Annotated in this window: 18 protein-coding genes; 14 read left to right on the top strand and 4 right to left on the bottom strand. The window is 63.2% G+C overall.

All coding sequences use genetic code 11. From position 1 onward, the window contains the following. Window positions 1–7 precede the first annotated feature (7 nt). From QRN59_RS14640 to QRN59_RS14670, 7 genes are all read left to right on the top strand, one after another. Window positions 8–1,726: a glycoside hydrolase family 13 protein gene (locus QRN59_RS14640; protein ID WP_284983229.1), complete on the top strand. Its 1,719-nt coding sequence runs from the start codon at window positions 8–10 to the stop codon at window positions 1,724–1,726. A 193-nt stretch (window positions 1,727–1,919) separates the two neighbouring features. Then, complete coding sequence (locus QRN59_RS14645) at window positions 1,920–2,684, top strand: ABC transporter ATP-binding protein (RefSeq protein WP_284983230.1); 765 nt, start codon at window positions 1,920–1,922, stop codon at window positions 2,682–2,684. Continuing rightward, complete coding sequence (locus tag QRN59_RS14650) at window positions 2,681–3,433, top strand: ABC transporter permease (RefSeq protein WP_284983231.1); 753 nt, start codon at window positions 2,681–2,683, stop codon at window positions 3,431–3,433. The genes QRN59_RS14645 and QRN59_RS14650 overlap by 4 nt, the downstream gene beginning before the upstream one ends. Next, window positions 3,430–4,266: an ABC transporter permease gene (locus QRN59_RS14655; RefSeq protein ID WP_284983232.1), complete on the top strand. Its 837-nt coding sequence runs from the start codon at window positions 3,430–3,432 to the stop codon at window positions 4,264–4,266. Before QRN59_RS14650 ends, QRN59_RS14655 begins: the two co-directional genes overlap by 4 nt. Window positions 4,267–4,334: 68 nt before the next feature. Next, window positions 4,335–5,414, top strand: a complete 1,080-nt coding sequence (locus QRN59_RS14660) for an ABC transporter substrate-binding protein (RefSeq protein ID WP_284983233.1) — start codon at window positions 4,335–4,337, stop codon at window positions 5,412–5,414. 59 nt (window positions 5,415–5,473) lie between these two features. Continuing rightward, window positions 5,474–6,295 (top strand): HAD family hydrolase, encoded by an 822-nt coding sequence (locus QRN59_RS14665; RefSeq protein ID WP_284983234.1) that lies wholly within the window; start codon window positions 5,474–5,476, stop codon window positions 6,293–6,295. 144 nt (window positions 6,296–6,439) lie between these two features. Further along, window positions 6,440–7,516, top strand: coding sequence for a LacI family DNA-binding transcriptional regulator (locus QRN59_RS14670; RefSeq protein ID WP_284983235.1), 1,077 nt, complete (start codon window positions 6,440–6,442; stop codon window positions 7,514–7,516). Between the two features lie 49 nt (window positions 7,517–7,565). Here the strand turns inward: QRN59_RS14670 and QRN59_RS14675 are convergent, their stop codons facing one another. Beyond that, entirely contained in the window at window positions 7,566–7,790 is a 225-nt protein-coding gene (locus QRN59_RS14675) for a hypothetical protein (RefSeq protein WP_284983236.1), read from the bottom strand. 139 nt (window positions 7,791–7,929) lie between these two features. On the opposite strand from QRN59_RS14675, the gene QRN59_RS14680 reads away from it, so the two are divergent. Then, window positions 7,930–8,475: an acyl-CoA thioesterase gene (locus QRN59_RS14680; protein ID WP_284983237.1), complete on the top strand. Its 546-nt coding sequence runs from the start codon at window positions 7,930–7,932 to the stop codon at window positions 8,473–8,475. Between the two features lie 111 nt (window positions 8,476–8,586). Then, window positions 8,587–8,958, top strand: a complete 372-nt coding sequence (locus QRN59_RS14685; RefSeq protein ID WP_059387274.1) for a thioredoxin family protein — start codon at window positions 8,587–8,589, stop codon at window positions 8,956–8,958. On the opposite strand, the gene QRN59_RS14690 is transcribed toward QRN59_RS14685, so the two are convergent. Further along, a complete protein-coding gene (locus QRN59_RS14690) occupies window positions 8,955–9,233 on the bottom strand; it encodes a putative quinol monooxygenase (protein WP_284983238.1) in 279 nt (92 codons plus the stop codon). The genes QRN59_RS14685 and QRN59_RS14690 overlap by 4 nt on opposite strands. Before the next feature lie 102 nt (window positions 9,234–9,335). On the opposite strand from QRN59_RS14690, the gene QRN59_RS14695 reads away from it, so the two are divergent. Together QRN59_RS14695 and QRN59_RS14700 are read left to right on the top strand one after the other, a co-directional pair. Continuing rightward, window positions 9,336–11,009 (top strand): AMP-binding protein, encoded by a 1,674-nt coding sequence (locus QRN59_RS14695; protein WP_284983239.1) that lies wholly within the window; start codon window positions 9,336–9,338, stop codon window positions 11,007–11,009. A gap of 138 nt (window positions 11,010–11,147) precedes the next feature. Then, window positions 11,148–12,110: a hypothetical protein gene (locus QRN59_RS14700; protein WP_284983240.1), complete on the top strand. Its 963-nt coding sequence runs from the start codon at window positions 11,148–11,150 to the stop codon at window positions 12,108–12,110. A gap of 10 nt (window positions 12,111–12,120) precedes the next feature. Here the strand turns inward: QRN59_RS14700 and QRN59_RS14705 are convergent, their stop codons facing one another. Further along, complete coding sequence (locus tag QRN59_RS14705; protein ID WP_284983241.1) at window positions 12,121–13,113, bottom strand: DNA-3-methyladenine glycosylase family protein; 993 nt, start codon at window positions 13,111–13,113, stop codon at window positions 12,121–12,123. Between the two features lie 138 nt (window positions 13,114–13,251). Here QRN59_RS14705 and QRN59_RS14710 point away from each other — a divergent pair, with 138 nt between their 5' ends. Next, window positions 13,252–13,659: a VOC family protein gene (locus tag QRN59_RS14710; protein WP_284983242.1), complete on the top strand. Its 408-nt coding sequence runs from the start codon at window positions 13,252–13,254 to the stop codon at window positions 13,657–13,659. Between the two features lie 179 nt (window positions 13,660–13,838). On the opposite strand, the gene QRN59_RS14715 is transcribed toward QRN59_RS14710, so the two are convergent. Continuing rightward, window positions 13,839–14,267 carry a VOC family protein gene (locus QRN59_RS14715; RefSeq protein WP_284983243.1) on the bottom strand — a complete coding sequence of 143 codons (429 nt, stop codon included), beginning with the start codon at window positions 14,265–14,267 and terminating at the stop codon, window positions 13,839–13,841. Between the two features lie 136 nt (window positions 14,268–14,403). Here QRN59_RS14715 and QRN59_RS14720 point away from each other — a divergent pair, with 136 nt between their 5' ends. Together QRN59_RS14720 and QRN59_RS14725 are read left to right on the top strand one after the other, a co-directional pair. Then, window positions 14,404–15,789 carry a cystathionine beta-synthase gene (locus QRN59_RS14720; RefSeq protein WP_284983244.1) on the top strand — a complete coding sequence of 462 codons (1,386 nt, stop codon included), beginning with the start codon at window positions 14,404–14,406 and terminating at the stop codon, window positions 15,787–15,789. A 14-nt stretch (window positions 15,790–15,803) separates the two neighbouring features. Next, window positions 15,804–16,967, top strand: a complete 1,164-nt coding sequence (locus QRN59_RS14725) for a cystathionine gamma-synthase (RefSeq protein ID WP_284983245.1) — start codon at window positions 15,804–15,806, stop codon at window positions 16,965–16,967. Window positions 16,968–16,974 lie beyond the last annotated feature (7 nt).

Genomic DNA, 16,974 nt, shown 5'->3' on the forward strand with positions numbered 1-16,974 from the left:
GACTTCCATGCCAAACGCAGTGCAGACAACGCCGGAAGTCGGTCTTGACGGGATCACCGAAGACCCCGACTGGTGGCGGCAGGCCGCCGTCTACCAGATCTACCCCCGAAGCTTTGCCGATTCGAATGGCGATGGCATCGGTGATCTCGTCGGGATTACCTCGCGCATTCCCCACCTCGCGGCGCTCGGCGTCGACGCCGTTTGGCTAAGTCCCTTCTACCCGTCGGCGCTCGCCGACGGGGGTTACGACGTCGACGATTACCGCGACGTCGATCCGAAGCTCGGCACCCTGGCTGACTTCGACGCCATGATCGCCGCGCTGCACGACGCCGGGATCAAGCTCGTGATCGATATCGTCCCCAACCACAGCTCCAACCAGCACCCGTGGTTCAAGGAGGCGCTGTCCGCCCCGAAGGGATCGCCAGAACGCGATCGCTACATCTTTCGTGACGGCACTGGTCCGGACGGGGCGCAGCCGCCGAGCGACTGGGAGTCGATGTTCGGCGGCCCCGCCTGGGAGCCTGTCGGGGACGGCCAGTTCTACCTCCACCTCTTTGCCCGTGAGCAGCCAGACTTCAACTGGGAGAACCAGGAGGTCCGCGCCGACTTCCTGGCCACGCTCAGGTTCTGGTCCGACCGTGGAGTGGACGGCTTCCGCGTCGACGTCGCCCACGGGCTTGCAAAAGACCTGACGGCCGACCCGCTTGCCACCTGGGCAGAGTTGGACAGTGCCACAACGGACGGAAGCCATCCGTTCTGGGACCGCGATGGGGTTCATTCCATCTACGCCGAATGGCGGAAGGTACTCAACGAGTACGATCCACCGCGCACTGCAGTCGCGGAGGCCTGGGTGGCGCCGAGCCGGCGTGCCCGCTTCGCGAGTCCGGACAGCCTGGGCCAGTCGTTCAATTTCGATCTCCTCAGTGCCGACTTCGACGCTGGCCAGTTCCGGGTTGTGATCACCGAGGACCTGGCGCTCTCGGGTAAGTCCGGCTCCTCTTCGACGTGGGTTCTCTCAAACCACGACGTCGTCCGGCACGCCACGCGATACGGGCTTCCTCCCAAGGATGCCCACTGCACCATATGGCCCGGGCGGGCGTGGTTGCTGACCGGCGGGACCCGTCCTGCCCTTGAGAGAAACCTCGGGCTGCGCCGCGCGCGGGCTGCGACGCTCCTGATGCTTGCACTTCCGGGCTCTGCCTATTTATACCAAGGCGAGGAGCTTGGTCTTCATGAGATCGCGGACATCCCGGATGAAGCGCGCCAGGATCCCACATTCTTCCGTAACGGGGACGTCGACGTCGGCCGCGACGGTTGCCGTATCCCCTTGCCTTGGTCGGCGGGTGGCCCCTCGTTCGGCTTTGGCACGGCGGCCGCCCATTTACCGCAGCCCGCGGGCTTCGGGAGGTTGTCGGTTGAAACTCAGGAGGGCGATCCGTCATCCACCTTGTGGATGTACAGGGACGCCCTTCGCCTGCGGCGCAGGCTGCAGTCTTCCGAAAGGCTGCGGTGGGTGGACTCCGGGTACCCGGATGTTCTGCACTTCCAACGCGACGGCGGGTGGGAGTCGGTCACGAACTTCCAAGACCAGCCAATCGCCCTTCCTGACGGGGAAATCCTCATCAGCAGTTCAGTAGTCACGGACGGGAGACTTCCCGCGAACAGCACCGCGTGGCTTGTTCGCAGGGAGCCAGAGACCCCGGGAAAGCACGTCCGCGAAGGGTAACCGACGTGTCATCCGATCGAAACAATTGCTCGCTAGGCTTAATCTCAGTTGACTGGAAGGCCATTTTTTTGGATCCGAAATCTAAGCGCATAACAATGCCACCGCCGGAGTCTTCTGATCCTCCGGCCGCATCTACCAATCCAGAATTTTGTCCGAACCGCGGCATGCGCCGCGCAATCGAAAGGGACCGGTCATGAGTGCAACAGGCATATCGCTCGACCGCGTTGAAAAGACTTTCCCCCTTAAGAAGCGGTACACGTACACCGCGCTCAAGGACGTCACCCTCGAGGTCGGGCAAGGCGAATTCCTCGCCTTGCTCGGTCCCTCGGGGTGTGGAAAGTCGACCATTCTCCGCATGATCGCCGGCTTGGAACAGCCTTCCGCAGGCAGCTTGGCCGTCAATGGTCGCGGGCCGCAGGAGCTCGTGAACGAGCACAGGCTCGGTGTAGCTTTCCAGGATCACGCGCTTCTTCCTTGGCTGACTGTCTACCAGAACGTCTCACTTCCCTATCAACTGGCCAAACGCCCCGTGGACTCAGCCCGCATCCAGGAACTGCTCGAACTAGTCGGCCTGGCCGATTTCCGGGATGCCCACCCCCGTCAGCTCTCTGGTGGAATGCGGCAGCGCGCCTCGATTGCCAGGTCCCTCATCCTGAAACCGGATGTGCTTTTGCTCGACGAACCCTTCGGGGCCCTGGACGCCGTCACCCGGCGCAGGATGAACCTTGAGTTGGCACGGATCTGGGACGAGGAACGCACCACTACCGTGCTTGTCACGCACGATGTCGAAGAGGCGGTCTTCCTCGCACAGCGCGTGGTGGTTCTCGCCGCCAACCCGGGACGAGTCCGGCACGACGAAGTCCTGTCCTTCGACACCGCCCGGACCGAGGGACTCGAACGGACAGCGGAGTTCCATCACGTCGTCGACCGGCTGACGCGAATGCTGGACGCCTCATGAGGCCCCAGACAAAGAAGATCGTTCTCGGGATCCTCGGCGCACTCACCCTGATCCTCGTTTCGGAGGTTATCGGCAGACTTTGTCTTGCAGGAAAGGCCTGGCCGGCACCTATCGACGCCGTCTGGTCTGTCCTCGGGTCCAAGCTCTCCAGCTCTCTCCTGTTTCGTGCCCTTGGCGCCACCCTGGCTTCGGCAGGAATCGGACTGGTCACCGGATCACTCGTCGGCATGGCAGTGGGCTTCCTCGGGTACCTTCTCCCTCCCCTGCGCGCGGGCCTGGACCAGACCGCTTCGATTCTGAACACCATCCCGCTCGTCGCGCTCGCGCCGCTGCTTATCGCTCTCGTCGGTCCCCAAGGAATGTCGGTGCTTACCGCGGCGCTGGGCTCGGGTTTCGCGATGTTCGTTGCAACCGCGTCGGGACTGTTGGCGGTCTCCGCAGCCCATTCGGACCTGTTCAGGGTCTCGGGAGCTTCCCGCCTCCAGCACATCATCCGGCTTAGCCTGCCCAGCGCCGTGCCGAGCCTGCTCGGAGGCCTCACCCTCGCCAGCTCCGGGGCTGTCCTCGGTGCCGTTCTCGGAGAATGGTTCGGCGCTCCCACCGGCCTGGGCGTGCTGATGATCAGCTCGATGCAGAACTTCCAAGTCAAGATGCTTTTCGTCGTAGCCCTCACCGCCGCGCTCGTGTCGCTGACCGCGTTCTACGCCATGGTGGCCCTTCAAAAGATGGTCGGAAAGAGGTTCGTGTGACGAAGGAATCTTCAGTTCTCGCTACCCGTATCGCATCCGTACCGGGCCCCGGAGTCCGACGACGCAAAGGACTCTTCCCTGCGGCTAGGGCATCACTCGGCCGGATCCTCGCGCTGGGTTGGCCGATCATCGGGTTGCTGCTGCTCTGGGAACTCGTCGCGGTCCTCAACGGCTACACGGATCTTCTCCTTCCCCGTCCGCTGAGCGTTGCGGCCCACATCTTCAACAATCCGCAGACGTTTGCCGAGCCGACCCTCATCACCCTCGCACTCGCCGTCCCGGGCACGGTTCTCGGCCTAGTGGTTGGCTCGGGCCTTGCGATCCTGGTGTGGTACTCGTCCATCCTGGACGGACTCATCACTCCCACCACCAGCGTCTTTCACGCCATCCCGGTGGTTGCGATGCTTCCCGTGATCGGGCGGCTGGTTGGCTACAACGAAAACACGATCATCGTCATCGTTATGCTGCTTTCGTTCTTTCCCACCTTTGTTCTGGTCCTTGGCAGGCTCCGGCAGGCGAACGGCTCATCCGAGGATGTCTTCCACGTCTTCGGCGCCAGCCGCCGGAGCACTCTTGTCCGGCTCCTGCTGCCCCAGGCGGTGCCCGGCCTGCTCGCGGCCATCCGGATGACGGCACCCTTTTCCATCGGCGCAGTGATCCTTGCACAGTACTTGCTCTCCATCGGCGGACTCGGACAGCTGATTACCGATTCGATTGTCCGGAGCGACACCGTGACCGTCTGGGCCATCGCCTGCATCACGTCCGTCGCGTCAATCATCGTCTTCGCGCTCACCAAGGCGCTGGAAGACCGCGTTTCCGTGAGATTCAAATAGCCCCCGACACTCACGATTTACTCCCACAACCACTTTCGAACCCCCACTTTCGAGCAGGAGATTCCACCATGAACAACCGCTCCCAATTTTCGCGCCGAGACCTCCTCGGTGCTGGTCTTGGCCTCGGTGCCCTCGCAGCGGCAGGCGCCTTGACGTCTTGCAGCGGAAGCAGCCCGGCGTCGTCCGCGACGGCGTCGCCCACGAAGCTGCGCATAACCCTCGGGTGGGTGTCGAATGTTGAATTCGGCGGCTACTTCATTGCCGATGACCGCGGCTACTACAGGGACGAGGGCCTCGAAATTGAGTTCCTCCCCGGCGGAGCAAACGCGCCATCAGCGGCGCAGAGCCTCGCGGCAGGGAACGCCGAGATTGGGCTCTCGCCGTCCATGAGCGACACGATTGTCGCGGCGGCAAAGGGCAACGACCTGAAGATCATCGGCGCAGTCTTCCAGGACAGTCCTGGCGGAATCGTGTCCCTGACCAAGAAGCCCGTGAAGACGCCCAAGGACCTCGCTGTGGCAAAGGTTCTGGGGCAGGGCGGAACCCAACCCTACCTGGACGCCATCCTCGAGCTCGCCGGCCTGCCCCCAGCTACCTACAAGCTCATCCCGGCCGGGTTTGATCCCTCGCCCCTCGTAGACGGCCAGGGCGATGCCTACACCTGCTACGTCACTAACCAACCCACCACCCTCGAGACCCAGTTCGGGCTCGTCAAGGACAAGGACTACGTAACCGTTACCTACAGCGAGCTGGGACTTCCCTCCTATGCAGATGTCATCGTGACTACCGGGAAGTTCGCCAGCGCGAACGGGGATGCAATCGTCAAGTTCCTCCGCGCCAGCATCAGGGGATGGCAGGACAACGTGGCCGACCCGTCCATCGCGGCGAAGCTGTGTGTCGACAAGTATGGCTCCGACCTCGGGCTCGATCTTAAGCAGCAGATCCGCCAGAACGAGCTTCAGGCACCCTTGATCCAGTCCGCTTTCACGAAGACACATGGTCTCCTCAACATGGATACCGCGCTGCTTGAGACGAAAATGCTCCCCGCGATGAAGGCGGCAGGACAGACGCCCGTGCCGGCAGACGTCAAAGGAATCGTGGACTTGTCGTACATCGCCAAGGCCTTCAACGGCAAAACCACCCTCTAGAACACCCTTTAAGGCGCGTTGTGCAAGCACACGAGGAGAAAGGCCCCGGTTAGCGTCCAATGACCACTACAACTCTGGAAACGAAGCGCCGTCTTGTCGCTCTCGACGTTGACGGCACCATCATGCACGACGATGGACGCATCAGTGAGGCAGTCATTGAACAGGTCCGGAGGATTGCCGCCTCGGGAGATGAGATCACGCTCGCGACGGGCCGTCCCGTTGCGAGCGTGATCGGAGTCCTGGACCACCTCGGTATATCGCCCGAATATGTCGTTTGCTCCAACGGGGCCATCATTATCCGGCGGGACGAATCGATGGAACAGAACTACCGCAAGGAGTTCGTCGTGACCTTCGATCCCACGTCCGCGCTCAACACCGTGCGCTCCCACTTGCCCGATGCCCTCTATGCGGTGGAGGACGAGCACCGAGCTTTCTTGTACACGGAAATTCTTCCAAGTGAGACCGGCGATGACCCGAACTCGCGACGGGTCCGTTTCGACGAGCTCCTTGGTGGGCAGGCAACACGGGTGGTGGTTGTTGCCCCTGATACCGAGATGGCGGAATTCTTCGACATCGTGAAAACTCTCGGCCTGGACCACGTCACTTACTCCATCGGACGGACAGCATGGCTCGATATGGCTCCCCGGGGGGTCAACAAGGCGATAGCCCTGGAGCAGGTGCGGCGGCTTCTCGGCGTCGAACGTGCAGACGTCGTCGCATTCGGGGACGGCCGGAACGACATCGAAATGCTGCGCTGGGCCGGGGCTGCCGGTCAGGGCTTTGCCCTGGGGCAGGCCCCCGAGGAAGTCCGCGCCATCGCTTCCGTGGTCATTCCCTCGATTGATGAAGACGGCGTGGCCGCGGTGCTCTCCCGCTTATGAGCCCACCGGTGAAGCGTACCGCCGGAGCCCATCCCGCCGGGGTACGATGTTTCGGCGCTGGAAGGGACAGGCGAAGACCCCCGAATACCAGAGTGACGCGTGACCGGATAAGCGAAATTCGTCATCACAAGGGAGCCCTCATCAATGGCCAAGAGCCCGACTGTTTACGACGTAGCATCCGCCGCGGGTGTTTCGACTGCCACCGTTTCCTTCACCTTCCGGAACCCTGACCGCGTCAAGGAATCCACCCGGGAAATTGTGCTGGCAGCCGCAAAACGGCTTGGTTACGTACCCAACGCCAGCGCGAGGAGCCTGGCGCGGGGCCGCACGGGTGCCTTGGGATTGTTTGCCTATGACTTCATGTGGAACGCGCCGGACCGTCGGGTCGCTCCGGGGCAGTCCCTGCCCGGGAGCCACCTGTTGCAGGGAGAGCCATACGACGATTTCCGCTTGTTTCCTGTGTACCTGGACGAGGTGCAGCGCGGCTTCGAATTGCAATGCTGGCGGCGCGGATTCGAGCTCATCCTGGGCGGCAGGCAGGATGAAACCGGCGAGAACATCATCAACGAGATGGCAGGACGCGTGGATGGCCTGGCGGTCTTCCCGCGACGGCTGGCATCCGATACCTTGTCGCACGTCTCGAGGAGAATTCCGGTGGTTGAATTCGCCTCGGCCGGGACCACCGATGACTACTGCCACATCACCGCGGACAATGCAGGCGGCATGGCTATGATCGCCGATCACTTGATTTCCGTGCACAACATGACGGATTTCATCTTCGTCTCGTCGGTGACCAATGCCGACAGCGAAGAACGCCGGCTTTCCTTCAACGAGGAACTCCAGCGGCGGGGAATTGCCGCCCGGCCTCCCTTGAGCCATTCGCTCGCCACGATCACACAGGATCTCGCAGGCTTGAGCGGCGCCGGTTCCCTTCCGCAAGCGTTCGTCTGTGCCTCAGATCTGGTTGCGCTTGAAGTCGTGGACGCATTGGCCACCCTGGGTGTCTCCGTTCCGGCCCACGTTGCGGTCACCGGGTTCGATGGCGTCGTCGCTGGCGCCGTCTCTCAACCAAGCATCACCACCATTCGGCAACCAATGAGTGACATCGGTCGATTGGCAGCCGACATGCTCATCGCGCGGAGCTCGGGTGAGACCACCGGCAGCGAGTCCATTGTCCTCCGTGTCAGGATGATCGTTCGCGGCAGCTGCGGCTGCGCTTGAGCGGTGATGACCACGACGGCGCGTGGTCACGGATGCGGAAGAGGTCCGGTTAGCTCGCGCTGCCGGGCTCCAGCCAGTATCCGTCCTGGTGGTGCACGAGTTGCCGGCCCAGGCCTCCGGACAACTGGATCCAGAGCGTGCTGCGATCATCGGTCATGCCGTCCAAGGTGCCTATGATCCTGTTGCCGCGGGTGTCCTGCAACACCAACTCCTGGTGGAGCGGCAGTTCCGGCCACACATCTGCGTGTGCCCTGATGGTTTGGGTGGTGCTCACGGGATCTCCTTGATGCCTTCTGCAATTTGTTTTCAGACATTCTTCCGGTGGCACGTGAACCGGCGGTAAACGACATGCCATGTAGCGACACACAAAACGAGGCTGTCACGGAATGTTACTGCGGAGTAACATGGCGGTTATGCATTTGCTTCTCCGAACCCTCTTGCTCTTGTTCACCTCGTCCAGGCGGAGCCGGCTCAGCGTTTGGGGTACGTCCTCGTTGCCCATGCGGGTGCTGCCCACGGACATTGACATTGCAATGCATGTTAATAACGGCATGTATTTCTCGCTGATGGACCTTGGACGCTTCGACCTCATGGTGCGCGCGGGGATCTGGCAAAAGATGCGCCGCCGCCGCTGGAGCCCCGTGGCTGCGGGGGAGACCATCGCGTTCCGGAAGTCGCTGCGGCTTTGGCAGCAATACACCATCGAGTCCAAGATCATCGGGCTCGATTCCAAGGCGATCTACTTTGAACAACGCATGGTGGTCGACGGCGAGATCTACGCCCGCGCGCACATTGCCACCCGGCTTGTCGCCAAGGGCCGGCCCGTGAGCCAGGAAGAAATCCTGGCCGAGTTCGGCGGGCCTCCCGCGGACCTCGAGCTTCCCGAATGGATCCACGAGTGGCGCGAGAACAACGCGCTCCCCGGCGCGCGCAAAACCGCCCCGCACTTCTGGCACTAGCCGAAGGTGCCGGGCGGCGCCAACCCGGCCGCCCGCCGTCGTGGTTTATTCCCGGTTTGCCGGGTAGCGAACAAGAGCGACTTAGACGGCGTGGTCGCGTACCGTGGAAGCATGGCTACAGTTGACATCACCGGCGAGCAGTTCGCATCGACCATCGAGGGCAATGACATTGTCTTGGTGGATTTCTGGGCTGCGTGGTGCGGCCCTTGCAGGCAGTTTGCCCCCACCTACCAGGCCGCTTCCGAGAAGCATGACGATGTCTTCTTCGCCAAGGTGGACACCGAGGCCGAGCAGCAGCTTGCCGCCGAAGCCGGTATCTCCTCGATCCCCACGCTTATGGCCTTCCGCGAAAAGGTCCTCGTGTTCTCCCAGCCGGGCGCATTGAATGGACCCCAGCTGGAGCAGGTCATCGAGGCCGTCAAGGGGCTCGACATGGATGAGGTCCACGCGCACATCGCAAAGCAGCGCGCAGAAAACTCCTAGAGGCGCTTGAGCTTCACCGGCTCCGCCAGCAGCGCGCTGAGGGACTCGTTGAGGTCCTGGACGGCGATGCCCTTGGAGTGGATGTCGAGGTGTTCCTCGGAGGCCCACTGCTCGGTCAGTACCAGCTTGTCCTCGTTGGCTTCGGTGAGCTCGTAGCGGATGCAGCCGGGTTCGTTCACCACTTCGTCGATCGCGATTTCCAGCGCGAGCTTGACGCGGAAGAATTCGCCGTCGTTGGGAATGAACGTGGCCTGCAGGTCAATGGGTGCACTCATGGGATTCACATTACCGGCTGGCCCGGCAAGGCCCCGAAATATTTTGTAGGACTTCCAAGCAAAAGTCTTCTCTTGGCTCCGTGGAGTTGGTAGCGTGCGTTCATGCTTTCCTACACAGCCGGGGACACTGACGTCCCGCTGCTTGAAGAGACAATTGGCGCCAACTTTGAACGCGTCGCGGCGCAGTTTCCGTTGCGGGACGCGCTCATCGAAGCCGCCGTGGTGCCCGGCGATGAGGCTCGGCGCTGGAGCTACGAAAAGCTGAACGACGACGTCGACCGGCTCGCGCGTGCGCTGCTTGCCACGGGCGTCGCCAAGGGTGACAGGGTGGGCATCTGGAGCCCGAACTGCGCCGAATGGACCATCCTGCAGTACGCCACGGCGAAGGTCGGCGCGATCCTGGTCAACGTCAATCCGGCGTACCGCAGCCACGAACTCGAATTTGTGGTCCGCCAAAACGGCATGCGGATCCTGGTGGCCGCGCCAGCGGACAAGAACAGCGACTATGTGGGCATGGCCCGGGAAGCCTTGGCCAACTGCCCCGAGCTTCGGGAGCTGGTGTTCCTTCCCGATCTTGGACTGGACATGCTCAACGCGGGCGAACCGCAAACTGACGCCGAGCTGACGTACGCCGAACTGCTCAAGCGGGCAGACGACGTCGCGCCCTCAACGCTCATGGCTCGCATGGCGGAACTGGACCCGCACGATCCGATCAATCTGCAGTACACCTCGGGGACCACAGGCTTTCCCAAGGGCGCCACGCTGACCCACCACAACATCCTCAACAACGGCAACCAGATCGGCAGGCTGCTCGGATACACGGAACGCGACCGCGTCGTCTTGCCTGTGCCGTTCTACCACTGTTTCGGCATGGTCATCGGGAACCTGAACGCCCTGAGCTTCGGGGCAGCCACCATCATTCCGGGCCGCGGATTCACCCCGGCCGCCGCCCTGGAAGCCGTGCAGGATTTTGGCGGGACCTCGCTGTACGGGGTGCCAACCATGTTCATCGCCGAGTTGGCTCTGCCCGATTTCGCCTCCTACGACCTCTCCACGCTGCGTACCGGCGTCATGGCAGGCTCCCTGTGCCCCATTGAGGTCATGGAGCGTGTCATCTCCGAGATGAACATGCGGGATGTGGCCATTTGCTACGGAATGACCGAGACTTCGCCCGTGTCCACCATGACCCTGGCGGCTGACACCCTGGATCAAAGGACCACGACAGTAGGGCGCACCATGCCCCGGCTCGAGTCCAAGATCGTGGATCCAGGCACCGGCGAAACCCTGGAACGCGGGGGGATAGGCGAACTGTGTACGCGGGGCTACGCCGTAATGGCCGGGTATTGGGGCCAGCCGGAGAAGACAGCCGAGGCTATCGACGACGACGGCTGGATGCACACCGGCGACCTTGCCCGGATGGACCCGGACGGTTTCATCGTGATCGAGGGCCGCATGAAGGACATGGTCATTCGCGGAGGAGAGAACGTGTATCCCCGCGAAATCGAGGAATTCCTGTACCGGCATCCAGCCATCCAGGACGTCCAGGTCATCGGGGTTCCTGATGCCAAGTACGGCGAAGAGCTGATGGCCTGCATCATCCTCAAACCGGGAGCAGCTCTGGACCTGGATGGAGTACAGGAGTTCTGCCGGGGCAAACTGGCCCACTACAAGATCCCGCGCTACGTCGACATCAGGGAGAGCTTCCCCATGACGGTGTCCGGCAAGGTGCGCAAGATCGATATGCGCGAAGAAGCGATCGCCCGCTTGGGACTCTAAGCTCTGATCCAACGCGGGGTCACTTACGGCCCATGCCGGGCAGCAACTTTGGCCGTAAGTGACCCCGCGTTGCTGTGGTTGGAAGTCTGCCTGTGGATAACTCCTTGCCGGGGTCGGTTTGCGGCCAAACTGGATCCCATGGTCCGCATCATTCCGCTGCCGAAAGAACTCAGTAGCCGTCCTTTCACGGTTTATGAATCCCGTGTGCTTGGCGTCGCTCCAAAGCGGCTCCGGGCCAGGGATCTGTCCGACGGCGGCCGCCTGATTTACTTGCCTGCGGGTCATGAGTTTGCGTTTGCCGAACGGGCACGGGTCCTCGCGGCGGCAACACCGGGTGCCTGGGTGTCCCATGAAAGCGCCGCGGTACTGACCCGGCTCGGCCTTCCGCCGTGGCTCGGCGGCGGCGAGACGGTCCACCTCAGCAAGCCCCACGCGCTTCCCCGGGTCCGCCGGACCGGAGTGACGGGGCACCGAGTCCGTGTCCTCCCGGGCGACGTCACGGAAATAGACGGAATTCCGGTGTCTTCCCCATCCCGTACGTGGCTTGATCTGGCGCATCAGTTGCCGCTGCGGTACGTGATTGCCATGGGCGACCAATTGATCCGCATGCCACGCCCCGGCTTTGAAGGAAGGACGGAGCCCTACGCCAACAAGGAAGGGCTGCGCCTGCTGATCCGGCAGCATCCGAACATGAAAGGCGTGGAGAAGGCCCGGCTTGCCCTCGAAGACATGCGGGTCGGAGCAGACTCGTTTCCGGAGACCTTCCTGCGGCTGGCCATGGTGGATGCGCGATTGCCTGAACCGGAATTGCAGCTCCGCCTCGATCCGGACGATCCGTGGTCGCCGTCCGCGGACCTGGGGTATCGGCGGTTCCGGATCGCCGTGCAGTATGACGGTGCGCCGCATCTCGCTCGGGAACGGCAGACAAGGGACAACCGGAGGGACGAGGCTTTCACCAGCGCCGGCTGGTCCTACTTCAAGGCCAACGCCGATGACCTGGCCGAAGGGTTCACCGGCCTTATTGTCCGGATCAAGCGGGCGAAACTCCCAACGCGGGGTCACTTACGGCCCATGCCGGGCCGCAACTTGGGCCGTAAGTGACCCCGCGTTGCTAGTGTCCTCGGTGGTCCTGGATGGTCATCCGCGGTCCGAACGTCGGCTTTCGAAAGCCGCTCAGCCCGAGCATGCGGACTACCCGCTGCCGGTGCCCACGCCAGGGTTCCAGCAGGGCGATCATTCCGGCGTCGTCCGTTTTCCTGCCCGTGAGTGCGTAACCGACGTACGAGGCCAAATGGTAGTCGCCCACCGCGATCGAATCCGGGCAGCCATGGGTCCGCTGGACAACCTCGGCAGCCGTCCAGATGCCAATGCCCGGAATGGTCTGCATCTTGGCCCCGGCTTCGGCCGCGCTGAGCGAGGCGAGCCGTTCAAGCGCGACGGCGGACCGCAGCGCCCGCATGACGGTTGCCGAACGTTGGGGACCCACGCCGGCCTTGTGCCACTCCCATGAAGGAATGGCCAACCACTGGATGGCGGTTGGTGCGACGAGCAGGCCCGACGGCAGGCTCGACGTCGAAAGGCGGCCAGCGCCGGGGGCTGCGGTTCCGTACCGGTACATCAGGTAGCGGTAGCCCCGCCGGGCTTCGATAGTGGTGACCTTTTGCTCAAGAATGGTGGGCACGAGGGAGTCCACCACTCGGCCGGTGGTAGGTAAACGGACGGCGGGGTTCCGGCGTCGGGCTTCCCTGACCATCCGCGGAAGGGTGGCATGGAAGGCAGCATCGTCGAAGCCGGACCAGTCGTCGCCGTTTCCCAACAGTGCAGGAACAGAGGCGATGGCGGAGCCCGACCCGGAGCCCCAAGCTTGGGCATCGACATGCGTGTCTTGGCCGGTTCCCGCGGCGGTGAGGCGCAAAGTGGCCGGACCCTCCGGCGTCGTGAAGGCCATCCACACACCGTCCTGCCGCGCCGCGAACGAGGGATCGCCGTTGCCGCGCATGAGGATTCCCAGGGTCTGCAGAAGGTCGAAAGGGCCGTCGGGATGCCATCGCACGGAGGCGTCGGCCGCAGCCGCTGCGGCCGGTGGGACATCGACGATGGTCATTCATTCATGTTCGCATGCTCGTCCGACAAGACTCCAAAAGAGCGGCGTCCAAGCCCTTACGCCGTGAAACCCACAAGACTAGACTCCACGTGTGGCGCGGGGCGTCTGCGCCTTCCATGACAATCTCAGGAGAACGCAATGGCCGGTGTTGTGCATTTTGAAATCCCCGCGGACGACAAGGAGCGGGCCAACACTTTCTACCAAGGTGCCTTCGGCTGGATGCTTAACCCCATGCAGGAGATGGACTACACGATCGCAATCACCACGCCTTCGGACCCGCAGACCGGTATGCCGAGCGCGCCGGGGGCTATCAATGGTGCACTGTTCCCGCGCTCGGAAGAGTTGAAGACGCCCGTCATCACGGTTGACGTCGAAGACATCGAGGCTTCGCTTGGCCAGATCGAGAGTGCGGGCGGTTCGGTGGTCAAAGGCAAGGACGCTGTTCCGGGCATGGGCTACTACGCCTATTTCAAGGACACCGAAGGCAACATCCTGGGCCTCTGGCAGACCGACTCTTCGGCAGGTAGCCCTGCGCCAGCTGAGTGAGCGGATTGCTCGGGGCCAGTTCGCGCTGATCCCGGGGCTTGTTTCTGATTCCGGGGCTTGTGCCCGCGGTCTCGTAAACAAGCCCCGGAATCGGGCCGGGACCGCCCCGGATTCGCCCCGGAATCGCCCCGGAATCGCCCCGGAATCGGCCCGGAACCGGGCCGGCTCTAGGCCAGGTCCTATTCCCCGAAACGCCCGCGGGCCTCCACCGGGATCAACGGCTTCTCTGCCCGGACCTTGAGTTCCTGCACCGCCCACGTGTTGCCGTCCGGATCGCTGAAGCCGAAGAACGTGCCGCCGTCGCGCGCGTCAAAGACGGTGATTTCGCTGGCCTCGACCCCCCGGCCCAGCAATTCTTCGCGCGCAGCGCGCGCATCGGCGACCACAAGTTGAAGGCCTCGCATGGAACCCGGCGCCATCTCGCTCTGCGCCGGCAGGTCTCCGACGACGATCGAACATCCGGAGCCCGGTGGGGTCAGTTGGGCCACGTGCATGTGCTCGTTGGTGGTGTTGTGGTCAAGGTTGAAGCCCACTTTGTCGCGGTAGAACTCGATGGCACGGTCAATGTCACTCACAGGGAGCACAACCACTTCGAGGGTCCAATCCATGGTGCATGTCCTTTCCTTGGAGGGTGTCCCCGCTAGCTTGCCCCGCAAGGCCATCCTTTGGCTAGGCGCATACCCGCCATCGCCCGGGGCCCCGTCTGCACCGAAGCACTCCCGACCAAGCGGTAACTTGGTACCTATGAAGTACGCCCAGTCCGTCCTGGACCTCATTGGCAATACACCGCTCATCAAGCTCAATCACGTGACCGGGGACCTCAAAGCCACCATTTTGGTGAAGCTCGAATATGTGAACCCCGGCGGCTCCATCAAGGACCGGATCGCGGTGAAGATGATCGAGGAAGCGGAGCGGGACGGAAAGCTCAAGCCGGGCGGAACCATCGTGGAACCCACCTCCGGCAACACCGGCGTCGGACTTGCCCTGGTGGCCCAGCAAAAGGGCTACAAGTGCATCTTCGTTGTCCCGGACAAAGTGGGCGAGGACAAGCGCGCCGTGCTTCAGGCGTACGGGGCCGAAGTTGTCGTCACTCCCACCTCCGTGGCCCCGGACAGCCCGCAAAGCTACTACAGCGTCTCCGACCGGCTCGTGTCGGAAATCCCCGGAGCCTACAAGCCGGACCAGTTCTCCAACCCCGCCGCCCCCGGCAGCCACTATGAAACCACCGGGCCTGAGATCTGGCGTGATACCGACGGAAAGATCACCCACGTTGTGATCGGCGCTGGCACGGGCGGCACCATCACCGGTACGGGGCGGTACCTCAAGGACGTGTCCGCCAACCGGCCGGAGTCCGACGGCGGCCGCGTCAAGGTCATCGGGGCAGACCCGGCAGGCTCGGTCTACTCGGGCGGCACAGGGCGGCCCTACTTTGTGGAGGGCGTCGGCGAGGACATGTGGCCGGCCAACTACGACAAGACTGTGCCGGACGATGTCATTGCCGTGAGCGACGCCGACTCCTTCGAGATGACCCGGCGACTGGCCCGCGAGGAAGGCCTCCTGGTGGGCGGGTCCTCGGGCATGGCAGTGGTTGCCGCATTGCAGGTGGCCAAAGACCTTGGCGAGGAAGCCGTCGTCGTCGTGATCCTGCCGGACTCCGGCCGCGGCTACCTGGCGAAGATTTTCAACGACAAGTGGATGCGCTCCTACGGTTTCCTCTCCGGCGGCGAGGAGGCCTCGGTTGGCGAGGTGCTGAAGTCCAAGACGGGCGAGATGCCGGACCTCGTCCACATCCATCCCAACGAGACCGTCCGCGATGTCATCAACATCATGAACGAATTCGGGGTCTCGCACATCCCGGTCCTCTCGCAGGAGCCACCCGTGGTCATGGGCGAGGTCCTCGGCGCCGTCGATGAGCGCACGCTGACCACCAAACTGTTCCGCGGCGAGGCGAAATTGACCGACAAGATCTCCGAGCACATGGGGGAGCGCCTGCCCGTGATCGGCTCCCTGGAAACCATCTCCGCCGCACGCGAGCTGCTTTCCGACGTCGACACCGTCATGGTGACCTTCGTCGGAGCTCCCGTGGGCATCCTGACCCGCCACGACCTTCTCGCCTACCTGAGCAACTGACACTAGGAGTTCATATGTCTGCAAACGAAGCAGGATTCAACACGCGTGCCGTCCACGCCGGCCAGGCCTTCGAACCGCGCACCGGCGCCGTGGTTCCGCCGCTGCACTTCAGCTCGACGTATGCCCAGGACGGCATAGGCGGTTTGCGGGACGGCTACGAATACGGCCGCGGCACCAACCCCACCCGCGATGCGCTGCAGGAACAGCTCGCCGCGCTCGAGGGCGGAGCCCATGCCTACAGCTTCAGCTCGGGCCTTGCCGCGGAGGACTCCCTGATCCGTGCGGTTGCGCGGCCCGGCGACCACATCGTTCTGGGCAACGACGCCTACGGCGGAACCTACAGGCTCATCAACCGCGTGCTCGGCGAGTGGGGCATCGGCAACACACCAGTGGACATGTCCAACCTTGACGCCGTTGCGGCGGCCGTCGCGGCGAACAAGACCCGCATCGTCTGGGTGGAGACTCCTTCCAACCCGATGATGAAGATCACTGACATCGAGGCGCTCGCCAAAGTGGCGCACGACGCCGGTGCCCTCCTTGTCGTCGACAACACCTTTGCTTCGCCCTACTTGCAGACCCCGCTCGCCCTGGGTGCCGACGTCGTGGTCCACTCGACCACCAAGTACATCGGCGGCCACTCGGACGTCGTGGGCGGTGCGATCGTGGTCAAGGACGCCGAACTGGCCGAAAAAATCGGCTTTGTGCAGTTCGCCGTCGGCGCCGTATCGGGACCCATGGACGCGTTCCTGACGACGCGCGGCCTCAAGACACTCGGCGTGCGCATGGACCGCCACAGCGAGAACGCGCAGGCAGTCGCTGAATGGTTGCTCGAGCGACCCGAGGTTGAAGCCGTGCTGTATCCGGGACTGCCTTCCCACCCGGGCCACGAGCTCGCGGCCAAGCAAATGAAGAAATTCGGCGGCATGATTTCCGTGCAGTTCAAGGGCGGGGAGGCTGCGGCCCGCAAGGTGGCGGAGTCCACCCAGGTGTTCACGCTGGCCGAGTCGCTGGGCGGCATCGAGTCCCTCATGAACTACCCCTCGGAGATGACGCACGCTTCGGTCAAGGGCACGGAGCTGGCCGTGCCGGTGAACCTGATCCGGCTTTCCTGCGGCATCGAGGACGTCGAAGACCTGATTGCGGACCTTGAGCAGGCGATCGGCAACATCACGGACTGAAAGCCCC

The sequence above is a fragment of the Arthrobacter sp. efr-133-TYG-118 genome, from assembly GCF_030209755.1.
GTDB lineage: Bacteria > Actinomycetota > Actinomycetes > Actinomycetales > Micrococcaceae > Arthrobacter.

Bases quoted from the DNA above. Each gene is read 5' to 3' on its own strand.
- QRN59_RS14640 (WP_284983229.1), top strand. From the start codon at position 8: ATGCCAAACGCAGTGCAGACAACGCCGGAAGTCGGTCTTGACGGGATC.
- QRN59_RS14645 (WP_284983230.1), top strand. From the start codon at position 1,920: ATGAGTGCAACAGGCATATCGCTCGACCGCGTTGAAAAGACTTTCCCC.
- QRN59_RS14650 (WP_284983231.1), top strand. From the start codon at position 2,681: ATGAGGCCCCAGACAAAGAAGATCGTTCTCGGGATCCTCGGCGCACTC.
- QRN59_RS14660 (WP_284983233.1), top strand. From the start codon at position 4,335: ATGAACAACCGCTCCCAATTTTCGCGCCGAGACCTCCTCGGTGCTGGT.
- QRN59_RS14665 (WP_284983234.1), top strand. From the start codon at position 5,474: ATGACCACTACAACTCTGGAAACGAAGCGCCGTCTTGTCGCTCTCGAC.
- QRN59_RS14670 (WP_284983235.1), top strand. From the start codon at position 6,440: ATGGCCAAGAGCCCGACTGTTTACGACGTAGCATCCGCCGCGGGTGTT.
- QRN59_RS14680 (WP_284983237.1), top strand. From the start codon at position 7,930: ATGCATTTGCTTCTCCGAACCCTCTTGCTCTTGTTCACCTCGTCCAGG.
- QRN59_RS14685 (WP_059387274.1), top strand. From the start codon at position 8,587: ATGGCTACAGTTGACATCACCGGCGAGCAGTTCGCATCGACCATCGAG.
- QRN59_RS14690 (WP_284983238.1), bottom strand. From the start codon at position 9,233: ATGAGTGCACCCATTGACCTGCAGGCCACGTTCATTCCCAACGACGGC.
- QRN59_RS14695 (WP_284983239.1), top strand. From the start codon at position 9,336: ATGCTTTCCTACACAGCCGGGGACACTGACGTCCCGCTGCTTGAAGAG.
- QRN59_RS14700 (WP_284983240.1), top strand. From the start codon at position 11,148: ATGGTCCGCATCATTCCGCTGCCGAAAGAACTCAGTAGCCGTCCTTTC.
- QRN59_RS14705 (WP_284983241.1), bottom strand. From the start codon at position 13,113: ATGACCATCGTCGATGTCCCACCGGCCGCAGCGGCTGCGGCCGACGCC.
- QRN59_RS14710 (WP_284983242.1), top strand. From the start codon at position 13,252: ATGGCCGGTGTTGTGCATTTTGAAATCCCCGCGGACGACAAGGAGCGG.
- QRN59_RS14715 (WP_284983243.1), bottom strand. From the start codon at position 14,267: ATGGATTGGACCCTCGAAGTGGTTGTGCTCCCTGTGAGTGACATTGAC.
- QRN59_RS14720 (WP_284983244.1), top strand. From the start codon at position 14,404: ATGAAGTACGCCCAGTCCGTCCTGGACCTCATTGGCAATACACCGCTC.
- QRN59_RS14725 (WP_284983245.1), top strand. From the start codon at position 15,804: ATGTCTGCAAACGAAGCAGGATTCAACACGCGTGCCGTCCACGCCGGC.